This window comes from Oryzophilus luti, from assembly GCF_059726245.1.
Window position 1 is genome coordinate 3460545 of record NZ_AP040874.1, and the last position, 19456, is coordinate 3480000.

Sequence of the window (19456 nt, forward strand, 5' to 3'; positions counted from 1 at the left end):
TAAAATTCCGCAGCGAGGATACGCAATGAAACGCTGGACATTCGCAGTCGCGATGCTGCTTGCCTCCGCGACCATGATGGCGCAGGCCCCGGCCGCAACACCCAAGGCTCCCGTGAGCTTTGACAAGTCGGCCATGGACCTGACCGCCAACCCGTGCCAGGACTTCTATCAGTACGCCTGCGGCGGGTGGCGCAAAAACAACCCGATTCCGGCCGACCAGTCGCGCTGGGGCCGCTTCAACGAGCTGGCCGATTACAACCTGAACGTCATGCACGGCATTCTGGAGGAAGCCTCCACCAAGAAGAATCCGACGTCGATGGAGAAGAAGGTCGGCGATTTCTATGCCTCCTGCATGGCGGAGGACGTGGTGGAGAAGCTGGGCACCCGGCCGCTGGAGCCGGAGCTGGCGCGCATTGCCAAGCTGAAGGACTCCAAGGGCGTGATGGCCGAGCTGGCGCACATTCATGCGACGGGCATCGGCGGCTCGCTATTTATGTTCGGCATCGGGCCGGCGCTGCACAACGCTTCGCAGAACGTGGCGCACATGGACCAGGGCGGACTGACCTTGCCCGACCGCGACTACTACCTGAAGGATGACGCCAAGATGGTGGAGACGCGCCAGAAGTACGTGGAGCACGTCACTGCCATGTTCAAGCTGCTGGGCGAGGCTCCGGCGCAGGCCGAGGCCGACGCCAAGACCATCCTGGCACTGGAGACCGAGATCGCCAAGTCGCACATGGACCGCGTTGCCCGCCGCGATGCTCGCAACCGCGACCACTGGATGAAGGTGACCGAGGCAGAGGCACTGGCCCCGAACCTCGACCTGAAGGCGTACTTCACCGCTACCGGAACGGCCCCCTTCACGGAGCTGAATGTTGGCAACCCGGAGTTTTTCAAGTCGCTGAACACGCTCATCAAGTCGCAGCCGGTGGAGAGCTGGAAGACCTACCTGCGCTGGCGCGTACTGAACAGCAATGCCAACCTGCTGAACAAGGGCTTTGTGGAAGAGGAGTTTGCCTTCAACGGCAAGTACATGAGCGGCGCCAAGGAAATGCAGCCGCGCTGGAAGCGCTGCGCCCGCATGACGGACGGCGCGCTGGGTGAGGCCCTTGGCCCGCTCTACGTCGCCAAGAACTTCCCGCCCGAAGCGCGCGAGCGCATGCTCAAGCTGGTGGCGGCCATTGAGAAGGCGATGGAAGCCGACATCCACGAGATTGACTGGATGGGGGACGACACCAAGAAGCAGGCTTTTGCCAAGCTGAAGGCCACCGAGAACAAGATCGGCTACCCGGAGAAGTGGAAGACCTATGACACCGTGGTGGTCAAGCGCGGCACGCTGGTGGCGAACATGGCCTCCACGCGCATCTACGAGACCAAGCGCAACCAGAACAAGCTGGGCAAGCCGGTGGACAAGAGCGAGTGGGGCATGACGCCGCCGACGGTCAACGCCTACTACAACCCCTCGCAGAACAACATCAACTTCCCGGCGGGCATCCTGCAGCCGCCGTTCTTCAGCAACAAGATTGATGACGCGGTGAACTTTGGCGGCATCGGCGTGGTGATTGGACACGAGCTGACCCACGGTTTTGATGACAGCGGCCGCCGCTTTGCCGGTGACGGCAACCTGACCGACTGGTGGACCAAGAAGGACGCCGAGCAGTTTGAAAAGCGCGCCGCCTGCATCGACGAGGAATACAGCGGCTTTGTCGCCGTCAAGGACGACAAGGGCGAAGTTCACCTGAAGGGCAAGCTGACCATGGGCGAGAACGTGGCCGACAACGGCGGCATGCACCTGGCTTATAACGCGCTGAAGAGCCTGATGGGGCCGGACTTTGAAAAGCAGATTGACGGCTTCACTCCGGCGCAGCGCTTCTTCCTTGGCTTTGCGCAGGTCTGGTGCGAGAACCGCACCGACCAGTCGGCGCGCCAGTTGGCGCTGACCGACCCGCACTCGCCGGGCAAGTATCGTGTCATCGGCACCGTCAGCAACTCGCCGGAGTTCGAGCAGGCGTTCAGCTGCAAAAAAGGCGATGCCATGGTGCGCGATAATCAGTGCCGCGTCTGGTAAACCGTTCAGTTGTAATGTGTTAACGTAGTGAAAGCCATGGAGGGTCCGTTTCGGCGGACCTTCCTTTTTGTCTGCCCCGTGCGGTCCGTTGGGCTGGCCGGAGGCGGATGCGGAAACGGCAGGCGCGAGGAACCATATTCGGTTTCCCTGCGTATCTCAAACCATGCCGTTTTCCCGGGAAATTCCCACTCGAAAAGAGGTTCACATGCGACGTTTGCTGCTTGGTGTGGCGCTGATGATCACAGCTGCCGCGCCGTTGTTCGCTCAATCGAACACTCCCACCGAACCGAAGCCCATGAAATCGCTCGACCTGACCGCCATCGACAAGACGGCCGATCCCTGCGAGGACTTCTTCCAGTACGCCTGCGGCAACTGGAACAAGAACAATCCCATTCCGTCGGACCAGGCACGCTGGGGCCGCTTCAACGAACTGTTGCAGAACAATCAGATCATCCTGCGCAATATTCTGGAGAAGGTCAGCAGCCCGGCGCAGCAGAAGAACGCCACCGACCAGAAGATCGGCGACTTTTACGCCAGCTGCATGGACGATGCGGCGATTGAAAAGAAGGGCCTGGCTCCGCTGAAGGCCGAACTCAACCGCATTGCCAAGATCAAGAACAAGTCCGAGCTGCCGGCGTACCTGGCCTACATTCACGTCAACGGCCCGAACCCGTTCTTCGGCTCCGATTCCGAGCCGGACGCGCAGAACGCCAGCATGACCATCGCCGGCGTGGGGCAGGCCGGAATCACGCTGCCCAACCGCGACTACTACTTCAAGACCGACGCCAAGAGCGAAGAGCTGCGCAAGGCCTACGTGGCCCACGTGCAGAAGATGTTCGAGCTGGCCGGGTACAAGCCGGAGAAAGCTGCCGCAGCCGCCAAGACGGTGATGCACATTGAGACCGAACTGGCCCGCGTGTCGCTCGACCCGGTTGCCATGCGCGATCCGCAGCAGACCTTCCACAAGCAGCCGCTGAAGACGCTGGCGGCCACTACGCCGGACTTCGACTTCAACGCCTACTTTGCGGCCATGCCGATGCCGGCCTTTACCGAACTGAACGTCGGTATGCCGGACTTCTTCAAGGGCATGGACGCGGTCATCAAGGCCACGCCGATCGACGACATCAAGGTCTACCTGACGTGGAACGTGCTGCATGACGCGGCTCCGATGCTGCCCAAGGCGTTCGTGGACGAGAACTTCGCCTTCTTCGGCAAGACGATGACCGGCGCCAAGGAAATTCGTCCGCGCTGGAAGCGCTGCGTGGCCATGACCGACAACTCGCTGGGCGAGGCGCTGGGCAAGGCTTACGTCGACCAGACCTTCCCGCCGGAGGCCAAGGCCCGCATGCTGACCATGGTGAAGAACCTGGAAGGCGCGCTGGGCGCGGACATCAAGGACCTGCCTTGGATGACCGAAGAGACCAAGAAGCAGGCGCAGGTGAAGCTGGCGGCCATCGAGCAGAAGATTGGCTACCCGGATAAATGGCGCGATTACAGCTCGTTCACGGTTGTGCGCGGCGATGCGCTGGGCAACGCGCAGCGCGCCACGGCCTTTGAGGCCAAGCGCCAGTTCGCCAAGGTTGGCAAGGCGGTGGATAAGACCGAGTGGGGCATGACGCCGCCGACTGTCAACGCCTATTACAACCCGCTGGAGAACAACATCAACTTCCCGGCGGGCATTCTGCAGCCGCCGTTCTTTGACCAGAAGGCGGACGACGCCACCAACTACGGCGCCATCGGCGTGGTGATTGGGCACGAAATGACCCACGGCTTTGACGATGAAGGCCGCCAGTTCGACGCCAAGGGCAACCTGCGCGACTGGTGGACCGAGAAGGACGCCAAGGCCTTTGAAGAACAGGCCAAGTGCATCGTGGACCAGTACGAGGGCTTCCATCCGCTGGAAGACGTGCATCTGAACGGCAAGCTGACGCTGGGCGAGAACACGGCTGACAACGGCGGTCTGCGCATCGCGCTGATGGCCCTGCACGAGATGAGCAAGGGCAACAGCGAGGTGATCGCCGGTTACACGCCGGAACAGCGCTTCTTCCTCGGCTATGCGCAGGTCTGGTGCGAGAACCGCACGCCGGAATATGCGCGCATGGCGGCTGCCACCGATCCGCACTCGCCAGGTAAGTTCCGTGTGCAGGGCGCGCTGGAAAACAGCGAAGCCTTCCGCGCGGCCTTCCAGTGCAAGGCGGGCCAGAAGATGGTTCCGGCCAAGCCCTGCCGCGTCTGGTAGAAGTTGGCAGTTCTCTCACAACAGGCCCGGCCATGTGCCGGGTCTTTTTTTGTGGAATGAGTTCAGGTTTTCATGGCCATGGAGCCTTGCAGTGCTCAGTCGCTGTCAACGGTTGCCACGGGTTCACCCCAGGGCGGCAGCAGGCGCGTGAGGACGAACAAAATCGCCAGCGGCAGCAGCATCAAGGCTCCGGCAATCAGCAGGCCTTCGCGCGAGATGAGGTCGAGCTTGTAACTGGTGTAGCCGAGGAAGCTCTTGGAGAACAGTTGCCCGCCGATGACGACGTTCCAGCGCATGGCAAAAATGCCGATGAGGGTGAGGCAGCCGGAGAGCCCGTAGATCACGCGGCGCACCGGCTCGCGGAAGGTGACAAACTGCGTGGCCGCCAGCAGCACAATCGGCGTCACGGTGCCCACAAAGATCTGCAGCACAATCTGCGAGACGAACAGCTTGGTGTGCATCAGGAAGTTGAGCGAGCGGAACGATTCGTCGGCTTCGTAGATGCGCTGGATCAGGTCGAGCAGCTCAAGCGTGAAATCGATGAGGAAGGTGTAGAGCAGGTATTGCGCCACCTTGTCGACGCAGTGGGTGTCAATGGGCTGGCGGCGCAGCCGCATGGAAAGCATGTAAAGCAGCATGACGGCGGCGATGCCGCTGACCATGGCGGAGAAGAGGAAGACGACCGGCATCAGCGGCGTGGACCACCACGGGTTGGCCTTGACCGAGCCGAAGATGAAGCCGACGTAGCCGTGCAGCAGGAAGGCCGAGGGCACGCCGATCATGGAGATGGCATAGCCCACGCGGTCGTCCACGCGCAGGGCCTCGGGCGAGATGTTGGAGGAGCCGAGGCTTATGAGGTGGTAGATCACGCGGCGCAGGCCGGTGGAGCTTTGTGCGCGCAGCACAATCTCGCGGCGGTATTCCAGCCAGATCTCCAGCACCAGCACGGCCATCAGGTACCAGAGATAGACAAAGCCGAACATGGCCATGGCCGAGGTGCGGTGCGGCGTCAGGTACATCTCCAGCGAGCGCTCCGGGCGGCCCAGGTGCAGTTGCAAGGGCAGGGGCGCCACCAGCAGGAAGGAGAGTGCAGTCAGCAGCGCCAGCCGGTAGGTGGGCTTCACGGCCTCCACGTGGAAGATGCGCTCGAGCGAGGCGAGGATGAAGGCGCCGGCCACCAGCCCGGTCAGGTACGGGTAGACAACGATGAGGACGCTCCACTGCAGCTCGACTTCGTTGGGATACATGAATCCTTCCACTGGCATCGTCTCCTCCGCCTACCGCACCGAGCCGTCCAGCCCGTTGTAAAAGGCCTTTGCGCCGGTGGCCAGGTGCGGCTTCAGCACCTGCACGTTGTGCGTGCGCAGGAAGGCAACGCCCGGATCGTCCGGATTCTTCAGGTCCACAAGCTGGCGCGCGCCAGTGGGGCAGCTCTCGCAACAGGCGGTGGTCAGCCCCTTCACAATGCGGTGGTAGCAGAGCGAGCACTTCTCGGCGGTGTGCTTCGTGGGATGCAGGAAGCGGCATCCGTAGGGGCAGGCCTGTATGCAGTAGCGGCAGCCGAGACAGTAGGTTTCATCCACCAGCACCACTCCGTCGCGGCTCTCAAAGGTTGCGCCCACGGGGCACACCTGCGTGCAGGGGGAGTCGGCGCAGTGGTTGCACATTTTGGGCACAAAGAAGTTCTTGCCGCCGGTTTTGCCGTTGGCCGGGAAGCCGTCCTTGCCGCCGTTGGGCGAATCCACTTCGGGCGACTCCAGGTGCCACCCGGAGACGTGGTAGCGCTCCACCCAGGTGCGGAAGTAGCCCTCGGGCACGTCGTTCTCCGTGGCGCAGGCGCGCACGCAGTTGCCGCAGCCGATGCACTTTTCAATGTCAATGAGCATGCCCCACCAGTAGTCGGTCTGGCGGTAGTTGGGGGCGGCCTCGGGAGTGCCAGCCAGCACGTACTGCCAGGCGGCAGCCGCCGCCGGAAGCAGGAAGATGAAGTGTCTGCGGTCCATCATCGGTGGGCCTCCCCGGGCGTGAGCTTGGGGTTGTGCGGCACATGGCAGGTCTTGCAGGCGGCGCCGCTGGCGTGCTCGGCGGATGCGACCTGCGGGACGTTCTTCGGCCGCGCCGTCAGCGCTTCATGGCAGCGCGGACAGAGCGAAGTGGTGTCCGGCAGTGGAGGATGCGTGGCGGCTGGGTCTTCCGCGTGGCGTGCCTGCGCGCCGTGGCAGGCCTCGCAGTTCAGGCGGGCATGCGGCCCGGCGCGCTTTACTTCCAACACATCCGTGTGGCACTGCTCACAGGCCTGATGCCCTGCGAACTTTACCGGGCGCGCGCCAATCTCGCCGACGGCGGCGGCGCGGTAGTGTCCGTACTGGCCAAAGGTGCGCGGCACGAACTGCGAGCGCGCGACGGCGAAGATCACGAGTCCGACGGCGAAGGCCGCCGCCAGACGAAGCAGGTGCTCGTACGACTTCAGGTTGGCCACGTCTCACCCCTGAGAATACGTTGGCTAACATCCGCTTACAGACGATGGGTTCCGTGGGTTGAGCTTTGTATCCCATCGTGTTCCGGGCAACTATGATGGCCATCACAGGGGCGGGTGATGGCGCAACGAACGGCTATTTTTCTGCCAGTACCAGCAACTCACCAATTCCAACGTCGAAGCGCATTATCGCTCTCGAAGAGCAGAGATTGAGACGAGTCAACTGGCGATACTCGTACCCATACAGTCTTGCCTTTGGAAAACTGCTCAACATAGGCGCGCATGGAACTCTCGCTGATGAAAGGCTTGCGATTGCAGTCTGTAATGCGCTCGTCTCCATCCGCGTACCAGTAGTGAATCTCCGCAATCTGGCTGCCGGCGGTGTGGCCTGTGGCGGGTAGAGCGGAAGCCACCCGGGCCTCGCGCTTATTCCAGGCGCGTGCCCGCACTTCGCGGTAACAGCGCACGAGCACTCGAATCAGCCATTCGATCCAAACGTCGATAATGAGCCAACCCATGGAAGGCAGCCTAACACTCCAGCAACGCGCCGCTGACTGCCCCGCTCTGCTTCGCAGTCCCGCCAGTAGGAATTGGCGGTGATCAGTCGCTCTTAGCGAGGTTGTTGAAAGATGCGTTGCGTGCTGGCCGCCTGCTCATGCGCGTGGTAGCTGGAGCGCACCAGCGGGCCGCTCTCCACGTGCTTGAAGCCCATCTTCATGGCCTCGTCGCGCAGGTAGGCGAACTCCTCGGGGGTGTACATGCGCTTGACCGGCAGGTGGTTCCGGCTGGGGGCCAGGTACTGGCCCACGGTCAGGATGTCGACCTTGCGCTCGGCCAGATCGCGGAAGACCGCAAGCAGCTCCTCGGTCTCTTCACCGATGCCGGCCATCACGCCGGTCTTGGTGACCGTTGCGGGGTCAATTTCCTTGGCGTGGCGCAGCAGTTCGAGCGAGCGCTCGTAGCGGGCACCGCTGCGAGCCACGCGGTAAAGCCGCGGTACGGTCTCGGTGTTGTGGTTCAGGATGTTCGGCTGAGCGTCGAGCACGATGCGCAGGCAGTCCTCTCGGCCCTGAAAGTCGGGAATGAGGACTTCCACCGAGCAATCGGGGGTGCGCTTGCGGATCTCACGGATGGTTTCGGCAAAGACGGTTGCACCGCCCACGTTGTCATCGTCGCGATTGACGCTGGTGACAACAGCAAACTTCAGGCCCAGGCGCTCGACGGCCTCGGCCACGCGGATCGGCTCCTCGTAGTCGATGGGCTCGGGCTTGCCCTTGGGCACGGCGCAGAAGCCGCAGCGGCGCGTGCAGGTGTTGCCCAGCAACATGAAGGTCGCGGTCTTGTGGTTCCAGCACTCGCCAATGTTGGGGCACTGCGCACTCTCGCAGACGGTGTGCAGGTTCAGCCCGCGGGCCAGGCGCTTCAGGTCGTGGTAGTTCTCGCCCATGGGGGCCTTGGCGCGGAGCCAGCGCGGTTTGGGCGCGGGAGCCTTGGGCACAACGTCGATCTGTATGAGGTCGCTGGTAGCCATCATTCCTATCCTAAATCTTAGGATGATCGCCGGGGCAGCCGGGACGCATCCAGAAATGGAAAAAGGCCGAGTACCGAAGTGTAGTCGAGGGCATTTTCAGGATACGAAAATTGCTTGGCCTCGGCTATTCTGGAGCAGTTCGATGAAAACATACTGATTTGTGGATGTGTAGAAGTTATGACGTCTGAGTCTGAGCCCAGAAAGTTGCCGGGGTCTGAGCTCCGCATTATTGATGAGGAACACCGCAATATTCACCACCAGATTGCGCGGTTGATCGACGCGATTGCGCTTGGTGCGCCGATGGCGGAGGCTGAACAGGTTGGCGTGGAGCTGCTGCGCCTCTCGCTGGGCCATTTTGAGCACGAAGAACGCGTGCTGGAAGGAATCGGCTTCAAATATCTGGAAGAGCACCGCGAGCAACATGCGCACGCCGCCGGGCTGTTGCGTGAGGTTTCCGTTCACTTGAACACGCGCCAGACGCTGAGCGCGCTGCGCCTGCTGCGCGAGTATCGCCAGTGGCTGCACCGCCACTTGGCAGAGGAAGACGAACTCTACCGCGATCTGTTCGACCACCGTGCCCAGGAAGCCGGTCTGCCGGGCCTGCGCCCGCGCATCTACATTCGGCCGGAAGAGGTTTAGCGGGCCACGGCCAATATCCATTCGCGCGGCGGCTCTCCTGGTGAAAGCCCTGTGCCCGGCACCCGCGATGTCTGCTGTGCAGCGAATGGCACTGCCGAAGGGGCCATCCCGGCCTTCCAGAACCAGAAATCCGTCTTATATTTACAAAGTCTTCAAATAGGCCAGCAGGTCGGTGAGCTGCCCGGTGCGGATAGTGCCGCGGAAGCTCGGCATCTTGGCCTTGCCCATCATCACCACGTCGCTGACGCGGTCGTCGTTGGCAGGCATGCCGCTGGGCAGGTACTGCTTCTTATAGAGTCCGGTGAGCGACGGCCCGTGGGTGCCCCAGCGGGTGTAGGGCTCGTGGCAGCGTATGCAGTTGGCGTCGTAGACAGCGCGGCCGCGCGCCTGCTGCTCGGTCAGGCCCAGCTCGGCGTCAGACTTGCGGCGCTCGACCTGGCACCCCGCGAGCAGAAGAGAAAGTAGAATGGCCAGCGCGATGGTCAGCGCGGCGCGGACGGCAGGGCGATGGTTACGGACGGAACAGGCCGAGGCGTTCATTCTGAACTAGAATTCTAGCCGAACGGATGTGGGATGGAAGCTGAAAGGCTGCTGCTCCGGGGAGTGTCGGGATGAAGATTGCGTTGAAGCGTGCTTATGAGCCGGTGGAGAAGACTGACGGCGCGCGCGTGCTGGTGGACCGGCTGTGGCCGCGCGGGCTGACCAAAGAGGTGCTCGGGCTGCACACATGGCTGAAGGAAGTAGCGCCCAGCACGGAACTGCGCAAGTGGTACCACGCGCGCCCAAGCATGTGGGAGAGCTTTCGCAAGAAGTATCTGCTGGAGTTGCGCGATGGCAAGGCCGAGTCGGCGCTGGAGAAGCTCTACGAAATTGCCCGCGCGGAAAAGAAGACGACCCTGCTGTTTGCCTCGAAAAATGAGGACCAGAACCACGCCGTGGTGCTGAAGGCGCTGCTGGAAGGAATGCGGAAGCCCCCGGCGTCCACCGGTCCGGCCAAAGAGGCGGCCGGCGCGGGCCGCAAACGCGCGGCGGCAAGAAGGTAAGGTCGCAAGAATCAGCGAAAGAAGGTGCGCATGCAACCGGTGCTTTCTGCCTGGCGGTGGTCTGCCGTTGTGTTGGGTATTGTGACATGTGTCGCGCTGGCTCTGGTTCTGGCATCTCCTGACGGCGATATTCTCTACTGCGTTCTTGTAGTGCCCCTGCTCCTGCTTGGTTTCGTAATTACCCTGCTACTGTTTGCATCTCGGAGACTTTGGCGGATCTGCCTGCAAACGCTTGTCACGCTCTTGTTGGTTGCGGTCGTGTCAACGGGACTGCTGTTTGAAGGGACCGTGATTCGGGGGCAGGTCCGCTGGGTCTTTGGTGCCCAAGGTTATAAAGCTCGCGTGCTCGCCGCGCCCCCGCCTGCATCTGGCGACATGCGGCATATGGAATGGGAGTTGGCGGGCATTGCTCCCTCCGGCTACACGGTGACATACCTTGTCTTTGATCCCACCAATTCGATTGTTGGCCACGCTTCGCCAAAAGCGCCGTTAAGAATTAAGGGTGTTCCTTGCCAGATCATTGCGGCGAATCGCATGGAGAAGGATTGGTACACGGTGCAGTTCTTCACCGACGATGCGTGGGAGGAGTGTGCCTCGGATAGGTACTCGGAGCGGAGGCCGCTGCGGTAAACGACCGGCCCAGGAGGGTGGGCTGGTTTGCCTCCTCCCAGGCTCCCTGACGTTGCTCAGGGGTACAGGGAGAGATTAGCGCCGCAGGTGTTTCAGGATGATGAGCGGCTGGTGAATATGCGGCCAAAAGCTCATAGCAGGGCGAGGCTCCTCAACTCCGTCTGCGACGCGCCGGAAGCGGGCGCGAACACAGTACAAGCGATCCTCGCGGATGGAACGGCCGTCCTTTCGCGGCAAAGTCTTTCGCCTCGCAGACTTCGCCGAGGAGCAGGCGTGTTTTGTGGGCGTGGAAACCACGGGCTGAAGCCCGTGGCTACCCGGTGGCCATCGCACGGGCAAGGCCTCGGAGCGCGGTGCGAATCATCCGTTCGCGTGCAGGTTGGGGCGAGGAGCCGAGAGCTCGCATCCCAGGGTAGCTCCGCGAATCCTTCGAGAAGCTCAGGACAGGCTCTGATGCACCCGGCCAAACGAAAGAAGCACGAGGAACGCGCGTCCCAGGTTAACGCCCAACAGCGGGGCGTGAACCTGGGGCACCCGAGGGTTTGTCTGCTGCGCCACGCTCAGGAAGGTCCTGGGGGCAGCCGGCGGCGCGGATTCAGTGAGTTGCGGTGATGCGCGGAGCAGAGACGGACTTTCCGGCCCAGAGCGGAAGCAGGTTCGCAAGATTCTGCCGGGGCGGTGGAAAAGGCGTGAGAAAATAGATGCACGCCATGAATACACACGACAACCAGCCGCAGATCACGCCCGCATTGTTGAAAGACCACGGGCTGAACGACGAAGAATACGCACGCATCCTGAAGTGGCTGGGCCGCACGCCCACGCTGACCGAACTGGGCATCTTCAGCGTGATGTGGAGCGAGCACTGCTCGTACAAGTCATCGCGTGTGCACCTGAAGCGGCTGCCGACGCGCAGCAAGCTGGTGGTGCAGGGGCCGGGCGAAAACGCCGGCATCATTGATATTGGCGAGGGCTGGACCTGCGCCTTCAAGATCGAGTCGCACAACCACCCGTCGTTCATCGAGCCGTTCCAGGGCGCGACCACGGGCGTGGGCGGCATTCTGCGGGACATCTTCACCATGGGCGCACGGCCGGTGGCCGTGATGGATTCGCTGCGCTTCGGGCCGGTGACCAAGGGCAAGTCTCACCGCACGGACGCCGAGAGCATCCGCCACAACCACGCGATTGTGGAGGGTGTGGTGGGTGGCGTGGCCAGCTACGGCAACTGCTTTGGCGTGCCGAACGTGGGTGGCGAGACCAAGTTTGAAAGCTGCTATAACGGCAATCCGCTGGTGAACGCCTTTGCCCTCGGACTGGTGAAGAAGGACGAAATTTTCTACGCCAAGGCTGCCGGCGCGGGTAACCCGGTAATTTATGTTGGCTCCAAGACCGGGCGCGACGGCATCCACGGCGCCACCATGGCCAGCGAAGAGTTCAGCGAAGGCAGCGAGGCAAAGCGCCCGAACGTGCAGGTGGGCGACCCATTCATGGAGAAGCTGCTGCTGGAGGCCTGTCTGGAAGCGATGCAGACCGGCGCGGTCGTGGGCATTCAGGACATGGGTGCCGCGGGCCTGACCTGCTCCACCTGTGAGATGGGTGGACGTGGCGGCGTGGGCCTGGAGATCGAACTCGACCGGGTGCCGCAGCGCGAGACCGGCATGAGCGCTTACGAGATCATGCTGAGCGAGAGCCAGGAGCGCATGCTGCTGGTGGCCGAGGCCGGACGCGAAGAGGAAGTCTACAAGGTCTTCCGCAAGTGGGGGCTTGATGCCGCCACGATTGGCGTGGTCATCCCCGAGAACAAGATGCGGGTGAAGCAGCACGGCGTGATCATGGCGGAGATTCCGAACGAGGCGCTGACCGACGACGCGCCGCTCTACCATCGTCCGATTGAAAAGTGGCTCAGCCCGATGCCGAAAGAAGCTCCCGCAGAAATCGTCTTCGGCATGAAGACCAATTACACCGACGAGTTGAAGACCCTGCTGGCCTCGCCGAACATCTGCGACAAGCGTTGGGTGTTTGAGCAGTACGACAGCATGGTGCAGACCAACACGATGCAGGGGCCGGGCGGCGGCGAAGCCGGCGTCATCCGCATCAAGGGCACGCAGCGCGGGCTGGCCATGGCCACAGACGGCAACGGCCGCTGGTGCTATCTGGACCCGAAGCTGGGCGCACAGCACGCGGTGGCGGAGGCTGCGCGCAACGTGGCCTGCACGGGCGCGCGTCCGGTGGCGGCCACCAACTGCCTGAACTTTGGCAACCCGGAGAAGGCGCCGATCATGGGCCAGTTCACCGAGGTCATCGACGGCATCAGCGAGGCCTGCACGGTGCTGGAGACGCCGATTACGGGCGGCAACGTCAGCTTCTATAACGAGACGCTCGGCGAAGGCATCTTCCCCACGCCGGTGCTGGGCATTGTCGGCATTGTGGACGACGTGGCCAAGGTGGTGGGCGACAGCTTTACCGCCGCTGGCGAAGCTGTGGTGCTGCTGACTCCGGGACAGCACGAGCACGAACGCGAAGAAGAGATTGAGTTCGGCAGCACGGAGTACGCGCAGCAGGTGCTGGGCAAGCTGTGGGGACGTCCGCCGTACCTGAATCTGGAAAAGGAAAAAGCGCTGCAGCAGGTGCTGGTGGAACTGGCAGCGGAGAAGCTGACGACCTCGGCGAAGGACGCTGCCGAAGGTGGCATCGCCGTAACGCTGGCCGAGATGGGCTTCCGCAAGGGACTGGGCGCGGAGGTGGAATTGATCTCCGCGGCGCTCATGCCGGAATGCGTGTTGTTTGGCGAAGATGCCTCGCGCGTGGTGGTGAGTTGTGACGCGGCGAAGCTGGCGCGCATCCAGGAAGTTGCGGGCAAGCACGGCATCCACGCGCAGCAGATCGGGAAAGTGACCTCGGGCCAGTTCACCATCAAGATCGACGGCGAAACATCGGTGTCGGCGAAGATTGGTGAACTGCGCGAGGCGTGGGCCGGGGCGCTGGAAGGCGCGCTGAAGTCGGACGTGGAAGTGGGCGCGCGGTAGAGAACGCCTGTTCGACGCCTGCGACGGGTAAAAGAGTGTCCGACGGCTAAGCCAGCGGTTGGGCGTGTTGCAAGCAGAGATAAGCATAAGCGCCATGGCCGCGCTTATGCGTTGCACAGAGGCCTGTGTAAGTTTTATCGGAGAGAAGATGTTCAGCGGTTCTGACAAATTCAAAGACGAGTGCGGCGTAGTTGCCGTGTACGGGCACAGCGAGGCCTCCAAGCTCTGCTACCTGGGACTGCACGCATTGCAGCATCGCGGGCAGGAGTCTGCGGGCATTGCGGCCGCCGACGGCGAGACGGTCACGGTCTACCGGCAGATGGGGCTGGTGGCCGATATCTTCAACGAGACGACGCTGGCGCGCGTGCCGGGCACAAAGGCCATCGGGCACACGCGGTACTCCACCGCCGGAGACTCGGCGCTGCTGAACGCGCAGCCGATCCTGGTGGACTGCAACAAGGGACGCATTGCGGTGGCGCACAACGGCAACCTGGTGAATGCCGCCGAACTGCGCGGCAAGTTCGAGCGCGCCGGCAGCATCTTCCAGACCACAAGCGACACCGAAGTTGTTCTGCATCTGATAGCACAGTCACACGAGCTCACGCTGGCGGACGCCATCACGGACTCGCTGCGGCGGCTGGAAGGCGCGTATTCGCTCGTGCTGGTGACGGCCAGCCACATCTTTGCCGCCCGCGATCCGCGCGGCTTCCGTCCGCTGGCCATGGGACACATTCCCGGCGGCAACGGAAATTCCGACAGCATTGTGTTTGCCAGTGAGACCTGCGCCTTCGACCTGATCGGTGCCGTCTACGACCGCGACGTGAAACCGGGCGAGATGGTAGTGGTGGGGCCGGAGGGCGTGCATTCGCGCTTCTACGCGCCGCAACTGCCGCTGGCGCACTGCATCTTCGAGCACGTGTACTTCTCGCGTCCGGACAGCCTGGTGTTTGGCCTGAGCGTGCAGCAGAGCCGCGAATTCATGGGACGGCAACTGGCGCGCGAGAGCAACGTTCCGGCCGACGTGGTGATTCCAGTGCCGGATTCAGGCGTGACCGCCGCGCTTGGCTACTCGCTGGAGAGCGGCATCCCTCTGCAATTCGGGCTGGTGCGCAACCACTACGTGGGGCGCACGTTCATTGAGCCGTCACAGAAGGTGCGCGATTTTGGTGTGAAGCTGAAGCTGAACCCGGTGCGGCAGTTGATCGAGGGCAAGCGCGTGGTGCTGCTGGACGACTCGATCGTGCGCGGGACAACCTCGAAGAAAATTGTGCGCATGGTGCGCGACGCCGGGGCCAAGGAGATACACGTGCGCATCTCCTGCCCGCCGACGACGGCTCCGTGCTACTACGGTGTGGATACGCCCGAGCGCCGGCAGTTGATTGCCGCCACCAAGAGCGTGGAGGAGATCCGCGAATTTATCGGCGCCGATTCGCTGGCGTTCCTGTCACTTGATGGTCTGCGGCACGCCTGCCAGGACGACATGGAGACCACGCGCTATTGCACCAGTTGCTACACGGGCAAGTATCCGACCGAGCACACCGACCTGCACCAGATACGTCCGGCGCAGCCTGTGCCGGTGGTGTAAGCAGGGATTGAAGTTACGGGCGAGGCCGCGCATGGAGCGCGGCCTTTGCCTTTGGGCAAGGAATGTCGGGCGGGGTATGGAGCCTGCCGAACGGGTGATTTCGTGCTCCCAAAGAACGGCGGGAGCGTCTAAATAGACATACGGAAGCAAGCGGTGGGTGCTTTCAAGACCGGGCGGAGTCCTGTTGCCGTAGAATTACGTGCAACTTTCGCTCGGGGATGGATTTCCGAGGTACGGCTGGCCTACATGAAGATTTTCAACGGCATTTCGATTGCAATTTTGGCGGCAGCATCCGTGATGGGCTGCGCACAGGATAAGAACGCACCGGCGGCACCGGCGCAGGACGCTGCGCAGAAGAGCGCGCCAGCAAGCAAGCCCGCACCCGACCGCACGCAGGCCTATTACCACTTCCAGCTTGGGCACATGTACGAAGAGATGGTGGCCGAGAGCGGCAACATGGAGTACGCCAACAAGGCGGTGGAAGAGTACCGCAAGGCCGTGGAGGCCGACCCGGACTCCGCCTACCTCAGCTCCACGCTGGCGGAAATCTACGCCAAGACCGGGCGCATTCGCGATGCCGTGACCGAGGCGCAGGACATCATAAAGCGCGATCCGAAGAACCTGGACGCGCGCCGGCTGCTGGGCCGCATCTACCTGCGCTCGCTGGGAGACACGCAGGGCGGGGCGCAGTCGAAGAATCTGCTGAAGCTGGCCATTGAGCAGTACGAGGAAATTGTGAAGCTGGACCCGGCGAGCAACGAGGACCATCTGCTGCTGGGACGGTTGTACCGGCTGAATAACGAATTTGCCAAGGCCGAGGATGAGTTCAAGACGGCGGTGAAGTCGCAGCCTGGCTCGGAAGACGCGGTGACCACCTTGGCGCTGCTCTACAGCGAGGAAGGCGACACGCAGCGGGCACTGAACGTGCTGGAAGCCGTGCCGGAGAAGATGCGCACGGCGCGCGTATGGGCTTCACTGGGCGCTACCTACGAGCAGAAGAAGGATTACAAGAACGCGGTAACGGCCTTCCGCAATGCGGTGGAGCAGGACCGCGACAACCTGGACGCCGTGCGCGGGCTGGCGCAGAACCTTTTGAATGACAACCAGCCGGAGGCCGCGCTGGAGCAGTACAAGACGATTGTGGAGGCCGATCCGCAGGACGCGGCGAGCCTGCAACGTATCGCGGAGATCTACCGCCGCGACGGGCACAACGAAAAGGCGCTCGAATACCTGAAGAAGGCCGAGGTTGCACTGCCGGATTCGGAGGAAATTCCGTACACGGAAGCGCTGGTGTACCAGACGATGGGGCGCTACGACGATGCGATTGCGCTGCTGAACAAATTGCTCAGCCGCAACACCCACACGGGCAACGCGCCGGACGACACCGCTGAACGCGGCAATCGCTCCATCTTCTACGAGCGGCTGGGCACCATCTACCGCGACCAGAACAAGACGGACAAGGCCGTGGAAGCCTTCCGCAAGATGCTGCCGCTGGGCAAAGAGGCTTCACTGCGGGGTTATACGCAGATTGTGGAGACCTACCGCGACGCCCGCCAGTGGACGAAGGCCACCGATGCGGCCCGCGAGGCGGTGGAAAAGAATCCGGACAATCGCGACCTGCAGATGATGCTGGCGTCGCAGGAATCCGACAGCGGGCAGTCCGAGCAGGCACTGGCGCGCGTGAAGGCCATGCTGAACGGCGAGACGGCAAACGATCAGCAGGTGCAGTTGACGCTGGCGCAGATGTATCAGCGGCTGAAGCGTTGGAAGGACGCGGAAGAAGCTATCGCCAAGGCCGAGACGCTGGCCTCCAAGCCGGAAGAACGTGGCTATGCGTATTTCCTGGCTGGCGCAATCTTCGAGCGCCAGAAGAAGTACGAGCAGGCGGAAGAGGCATTCAAGAAAGTACTGAGTGAAGACCCGCGGAACGCGAGCGCGCTGAACTATCTGGGATATATGTTGGCGGACCGCGGCACGCGCTTGGAAGAGGCACTGGGATATATAAAGCGGGCCGTGGCGCTGGAGCCGCAGAACTATGCCTATCTGGATTCGTTGGGATGGGCGTACTTCAAGATGGGGCGGCATGAGCTGGCGGAGGAGAGCCTGCGCAAAGCCCTTGAGCACAGCGAGAGCGATCCGACCGTGCATGAGCACCTGGGAGACCTGTACCAGAAGACAGGACGCCTGAAGCAGGCTGTAACACAGTGGCAGCGCTCCGTGGAGGAGTGGAAGAAGACGATTCCGGCCGAGCTGGACGAAGAGGCAATGGCAAAGGTGCAGAAGAAACTGGAATCCGCCCGCGTGAAACTGGCAAAGGAAGGCAACGCCGCGAAGTAATCGGCAGTCAATTGAACTCCAGAAGGCGCTCCTGCGGGGGCGCCTTCTGTGTTTTCAGGACGGCTTGCAGGTGCTTCGGGAGTACCCGCGGAGGCCAGGAAGCGGGAGATGAGAAGCCTCCCTGTAGAGGAAAAGCTGTGTATAACGCTCGAGATCTGTGAAAAACGTAGCAAGCGAGGGGCCAAACCTGCAATACGGAGATAAGATTTATCTCATTTGTTTTCATTGTATTAAACATGTTTTACACAGTCCAGATTTGCATACACCCCCTGGTCCTGTTACAACAGTGAAGCACGCTTAGAGCGCTAGAGGCGCTATCGCGAGGCAGATGGAGCCCGCGAGCGGTTATTTCAAAAGTTATGGCTCTGGACTGAACGGCGAAAGTCGCTCAGGTTCAGATCTTCACCGATTGAGAAAATCTTCAAACGGGGCTTGCATCGAACAGCAAAGGCTGATATAAAGATGAAGCACGCTTTGGAGCGCCAAGGGCGCTGTCGCGAGATCGCGACCAGATATTTCAAAAGATTGTGAAGAAAAGCTCGCTGAGGGGTTGCGCAAGGCGCGACACTCTGATACAGTAAGTTCTGTCAGCGAGACGGCAGTAGCGAGGCGCGAATGGCGCGCCGAATGAAGTAAGCCAAAAGCTGCGAAGGGCCCGGCCACGGGCAAGTTCAGGAACGATGCTTCCTGAAAGGTTTCAGCGGTAATCGCAGAAAACCTTATTGAGATCTTTTATCAAGTTCTGAATGCTCTCGCGTCTCTGTGCGCGTTGAAATCGTGCACGAGAAGAGAGCATGAGTATGCGCGCGCTCCACTCGATTCCGAGTGTTGAGCACAATCGCAAACGTCAACCCACTGCAACGTCAGCCGAGAGAGGCGACGAAAAATAAGCGGAAGGGACTTGACAAGCGAAACAAAACGCGCTATACTGAGTAAGTTCGAGGACGGTCGATGCGAATGAAATCGCTCGACGGTTGCCGAGAGCGCCGCCCAGTGCGGGGAAACGCGATCGGATCTTTGACAACAGGTTGAACGTGCCAGTCGTGATGAACGCTTGAGATTAAAGCTTGAGCGATTCTCACAAGGTAAAGGTTTGTCGAATAGATTCATCGACGAACGGTCTCGCTGACTCCGTCGCGAGACAACAGGTTTCAAACGAGAGTTTGATCCTGGCTCAGAATCAACGCTGGCGGCGTGCCTAACACATGCAAGTCGCACGAGAAAGTGGAGCAATCCATGAGTAAAGTGGCGTACGGGTGAGTAACACGTGACTACCTACCCTCGAGTGGGGAATAACTTCGGGAAACCGAGGCTAATACCGCATAACACCGAGAGGTCAAAGCAGTAATGCGCTTGAGGAGGGGGTCGCGGCTGATTAGCTAGTTGGTAGGGTAATGGCCTACCAAGGCGACGATCAGTATCCGGCCTGAGAGGGCGCACGGACACACTGGAACTGAAACACGGTCCAGACTCCTACGGGAGGCAGCAGTGGGGAATTTTGCACAATGGGGGAAACCCTGATGCAGCAACGCCGCGTGGAGGATGAAGTCCCTTGGGATGTAAACTCCTTTCGATCGGGACGATTATGACGGTACCGGAAGAAGAAGCACCGGCTAACTCTGTGCCAGCAGCCGCGGTAATACAGAGGGTGCAAGCGTTGTTCGGAATTATTGGGCGTAAAGGGCGCGTAGGCGGTGCGGTAAGTCTCTCGTGAAATCTCCGGGCTCAACTCGGAGCTTGCGGGAGGAACTGCCGTGCTTGAGTGTGGGAGAGGTGAGTGGAATTCCTGGTGTAGCGGTGAAATGCGTAGATATCAGGAGGAACACCTGTGGCGAAAGCGGCTCACTGGACCACTACTGACGCTGAGGCGCGAAAGCTAGGGGAG

14 protein-coding genes and 1 rRNA gene (1 of these 15 running past the window's edge) are annotated in these 19456 nt (G+C 61.5%); 9 read left to right on the top strand and 6 right to left on the bottom strand.

All coding sequences use genetic code 11. From position 1 onward, the window contains the following. The first annotated feature begins 25 nt into the window (after positions 1-25). Positions 26-2068 carry a M13 family metallopeptidase gene (locus AC6IZO_RS14770; RefSeq protein WP_497805969.1) on the top strand — a complete coding sequence of 681 codons (2043 nt, stop codon included), beginning with the start codon at positions 26-28 and terminating at the stop codon, positions 2066-2068. 205 nt (positions 2069-2273) lie between these two features. Continuing rightward, positions 2274-4307, top strand: coding sequence for a M13 family metallopeptidase (locus AC6IZO_RS14775; protein WP_497805971.1), 2034 nt, complete (start codon positions 2274-2276; stop codon positions 4305-4307). A gap of 95 nt (positions 4308-4402) precedes the next feature. On the opposite strand, the gene nrfD is transcribed toward AC6IZO_RS14775, so the two are convergent. From nrfD to lipA, 5 genes are all read right to left on the bottom strand, one after another. Next, positions 4403-5572, bottom strand: coding sequence for an NrfD/PsrC family molybdoenzyme membrane anchor subunit (gene nrfD / locus AC6IZO_RS14780; protein ID WP_497805973.1), 1170 nt, complete (start codon positions 5570-5572; stop codon positions 4403-4405). Positions 5573-5584: 12 nt separating this feature from the next. After that, entirely contained in the window at positions 5585-6313 is a 729-nt protein-coding gene (locus AC6IZO_RS14785; RefSeq protein WP_497805975.1) for a 4Fe-4S dicluster domain-containing protein, read from the bottom strand. Continuing rightward, positions 6310-6786, bottom strand: coding sequence for a hypothetical protein (locus AC6IZO_RS14790; RefSeq protein ID WP_497805977.1), 477 nt, complete (start codon positions 6784-6786; stop codon positions 6310-6312). The genes AC6IZO_RS14785 and AC6IZO_RS14790 overlap by 4 nt, the downstream gene beginning before the upstream one ends. A gap of 158 nt (positions 6787-6944) precedes the next feature. Beyond that, positions 6945-7301, bottom strand: coding sequence for a hypothetical protein (locus AC6IZO_RS14795; protein ID WP_497805979.1), 357 nt, complete (start codon positions 7299-7301; stop codon positions 6945-6947). 92 nt (positions 7302-7393) lie between these two features. After that, positions 7394-8317 carry a lipoyl synthase gene (gene lipA, locus AC6IZO_RS14800; RefSeq protein ID WP_497805981.1) on the bottom strand — a complete coding sequence of 308 codons (924 nt, stop codon included), beginning with the start codon at positions 8315-8317 and terminating at the stop codon, positions 7394-7396. Between the two features lie 201 nt (positions 8318-8518). Between lipA and AC6IZO_RS14805 the strand changes: the two genes are divergently transcribed. Next, positions 8519-8953, top strand: a complete 435-nt coding sequence (locus tag AC6IZO_RS14805; RefSeq protein ID WP_497805983.1) for a bacteriohemerythrin — start codon at positions 8519-8521, stop codon at positions 8951-8953. Between the two features lie 141 nt (positions 8954-9094). Here AC6IZO_RS14805 and AC6IZO_RS14810 read toward each other — a convergent pair whose 3' ends face one another. Further along, positions 9095-9493: a c-type cytochrome gene (locus AC6IZO_RS14810; protein ID WP_497805985.1), complete on the bottom strand. Its 399-nt coding sequence runs from the start codon at positions 9491-9493 to the stop codon at positions 9095-9097. Positions 9494-9564: 71 nt separating this feature from the next. Here AC6IZO_RS14810 and AC6IZO_RS14815 point away from each other — a divergent pair, with 71 nt between their 5' ends. From AC6IZO_RS14815 to AC6IZO_RS14840, 6 genes are all read left to right on the top strand, one after another. Continuing rightward, the gene (locus tag AC6IZO_RS14815; RefSeq protein ID WP_497805987.1) at positions 9565-9996 is read left to right on the top strand and encodes a DUF488 domain-containing protein; all 432 of its coding nucleotides are present in this window, start codon (positions 9565-9567) and stop codon (positions 9994-9996) included. A 30-nt stretch (positions 9997-10026) separates the two neighbouring features. Further along, complete coding sequence (locus AC6IZO_RS14820; protein ID WP_497805989.1) at positions 10027-10626, top strand: hypothetical protein; 600 nt, start codon at positions 10027-10029, stop codon at positions 10624-10626. A gap of 710 nt (positions 10627-11336) precedes the next feature. Next, a complete protein-coding gene (gene purL, locus AC6IZO_RS14825) occupies positions 11337-13649 on the top strand; it encodes a phosphoribosylformylglycinamidine synthase subunit PurL (RefSeq protein WP_497805991.1) in 2313 nt (770 codons plus the stop codon). A 148-nt stretch (positions 13650-13797) separates the two neighbouring features. Then, entirely contained in the window at positions 13798-15234 is a 1437-nt protein-coding gene (gene purF / locus AC6IZO_RS14830; RefSeq protein WP_497805993.1) for an amidophosphoribosyltransferase, read from the top strand. Between the two features lie 246 nt (positions 15235-15480). Beyond that, positions 15481-17571, top strand: a complete 2091-nt coding sequence (locus tag AC6IZO_RS14835) for a tetratricopeptide repeat protein (RefSeq protein WP_497805995.1) — start codon at positions 15481-15483, stop codon at positions 17569-17571. Between the two features lie 1151 nt (positions 17572-18722). Next, a 16S ribosomal RNA gene (locus AC6IZO_RS14840) occupies positions 18723-19456 on the top strand; it runs 765 nt beyond the window's last position.

Bases quoted from the DNA above. Each gene is read 5' to 3' on its own strand.
- AC6IZO_RS14820 (WP_497805989.1), top strand. From the start codon at position 10,027: ATGCAACCGGTGCTTTCTGCCTGGCGGTGGTCTGCCGTTGTGTTGGGT.
- AC6IZO_RS14835 (WP_497805995.1), top strand. From the start codon at position 15,481: ATGAAGATTTTCAACGGCATTTCGATTGCAATTTTGGCGGCAGCATCC.
- AC6IZO_RS14770 (WP_497805969.1), top strand. From the start codon at position 26: ATGAAACGCTGGACATTCGCAGTCGCGATGCTGCTTGCCTCCGCGACC.
- purL (WP_497805991.1), top strand. From the start codon at position 11,337: ATGAATACACACGACAACCAGCCGCAGATCACGCCCGCATTGTTGAAA.
- purF (WP_497805993.1), top strand. From the start codon at position 13,798: ATGTTCAGCGGTTCTGACAAATTCAAAGACGAGTGCGGCGTAGTTGCC.
- AC6IZO_RS14795 (WP_497805979.1), bottom strand. From the start codon at position 7,301: ATGGGTTGGCTCATTATCGACGTTTGGATCGAATGGCTGATTCGAGTG.
- nrfD (WP_497805973.1), bottom strand. From the start codon at position 5,572: ATGCCAGTGGAAGGATTCATGTATCCCAACGAAGTCGAGCTGCAGTGG.
- AC6IZO_RS14775 (WP_497805971.1), top strand. From the start codon at position 2,274: ATGCGACGTTTGCTGCTTGGTGTGGCGCTGATGATCACAGCTGCCGCG.
- AC6IZO_RS14810 (WP_497805985.1), bottom strand. From the start codon at position 9,493: ATGAACGCCTCGGCCTGTTCCGTCCGTAACCATCGCCCTGCCGTCCGC.
- AC6IZO_RS14785 (WP_497805975.1), bottom strand. From the start codon at position 6,313: ATGATGGACCGCAGACACTTCATCTTCCTGCTTCCGGCGGCGGCTGCC.
- lipA (WP_497805981.1), bottom strand. From the start codon at position 8,317: ATGATGGCTACCAGCGACCTCATACAGATCGACGTTGTGCCCAAGGCT.
- AC6IZO_RS14815 (WP_497805987.1), top strand. From the start codon at position 9,565: ATGAAGATTGCGTTGAAGCGTGCTTATGAGCCGGTGGAGAAGACTGAC.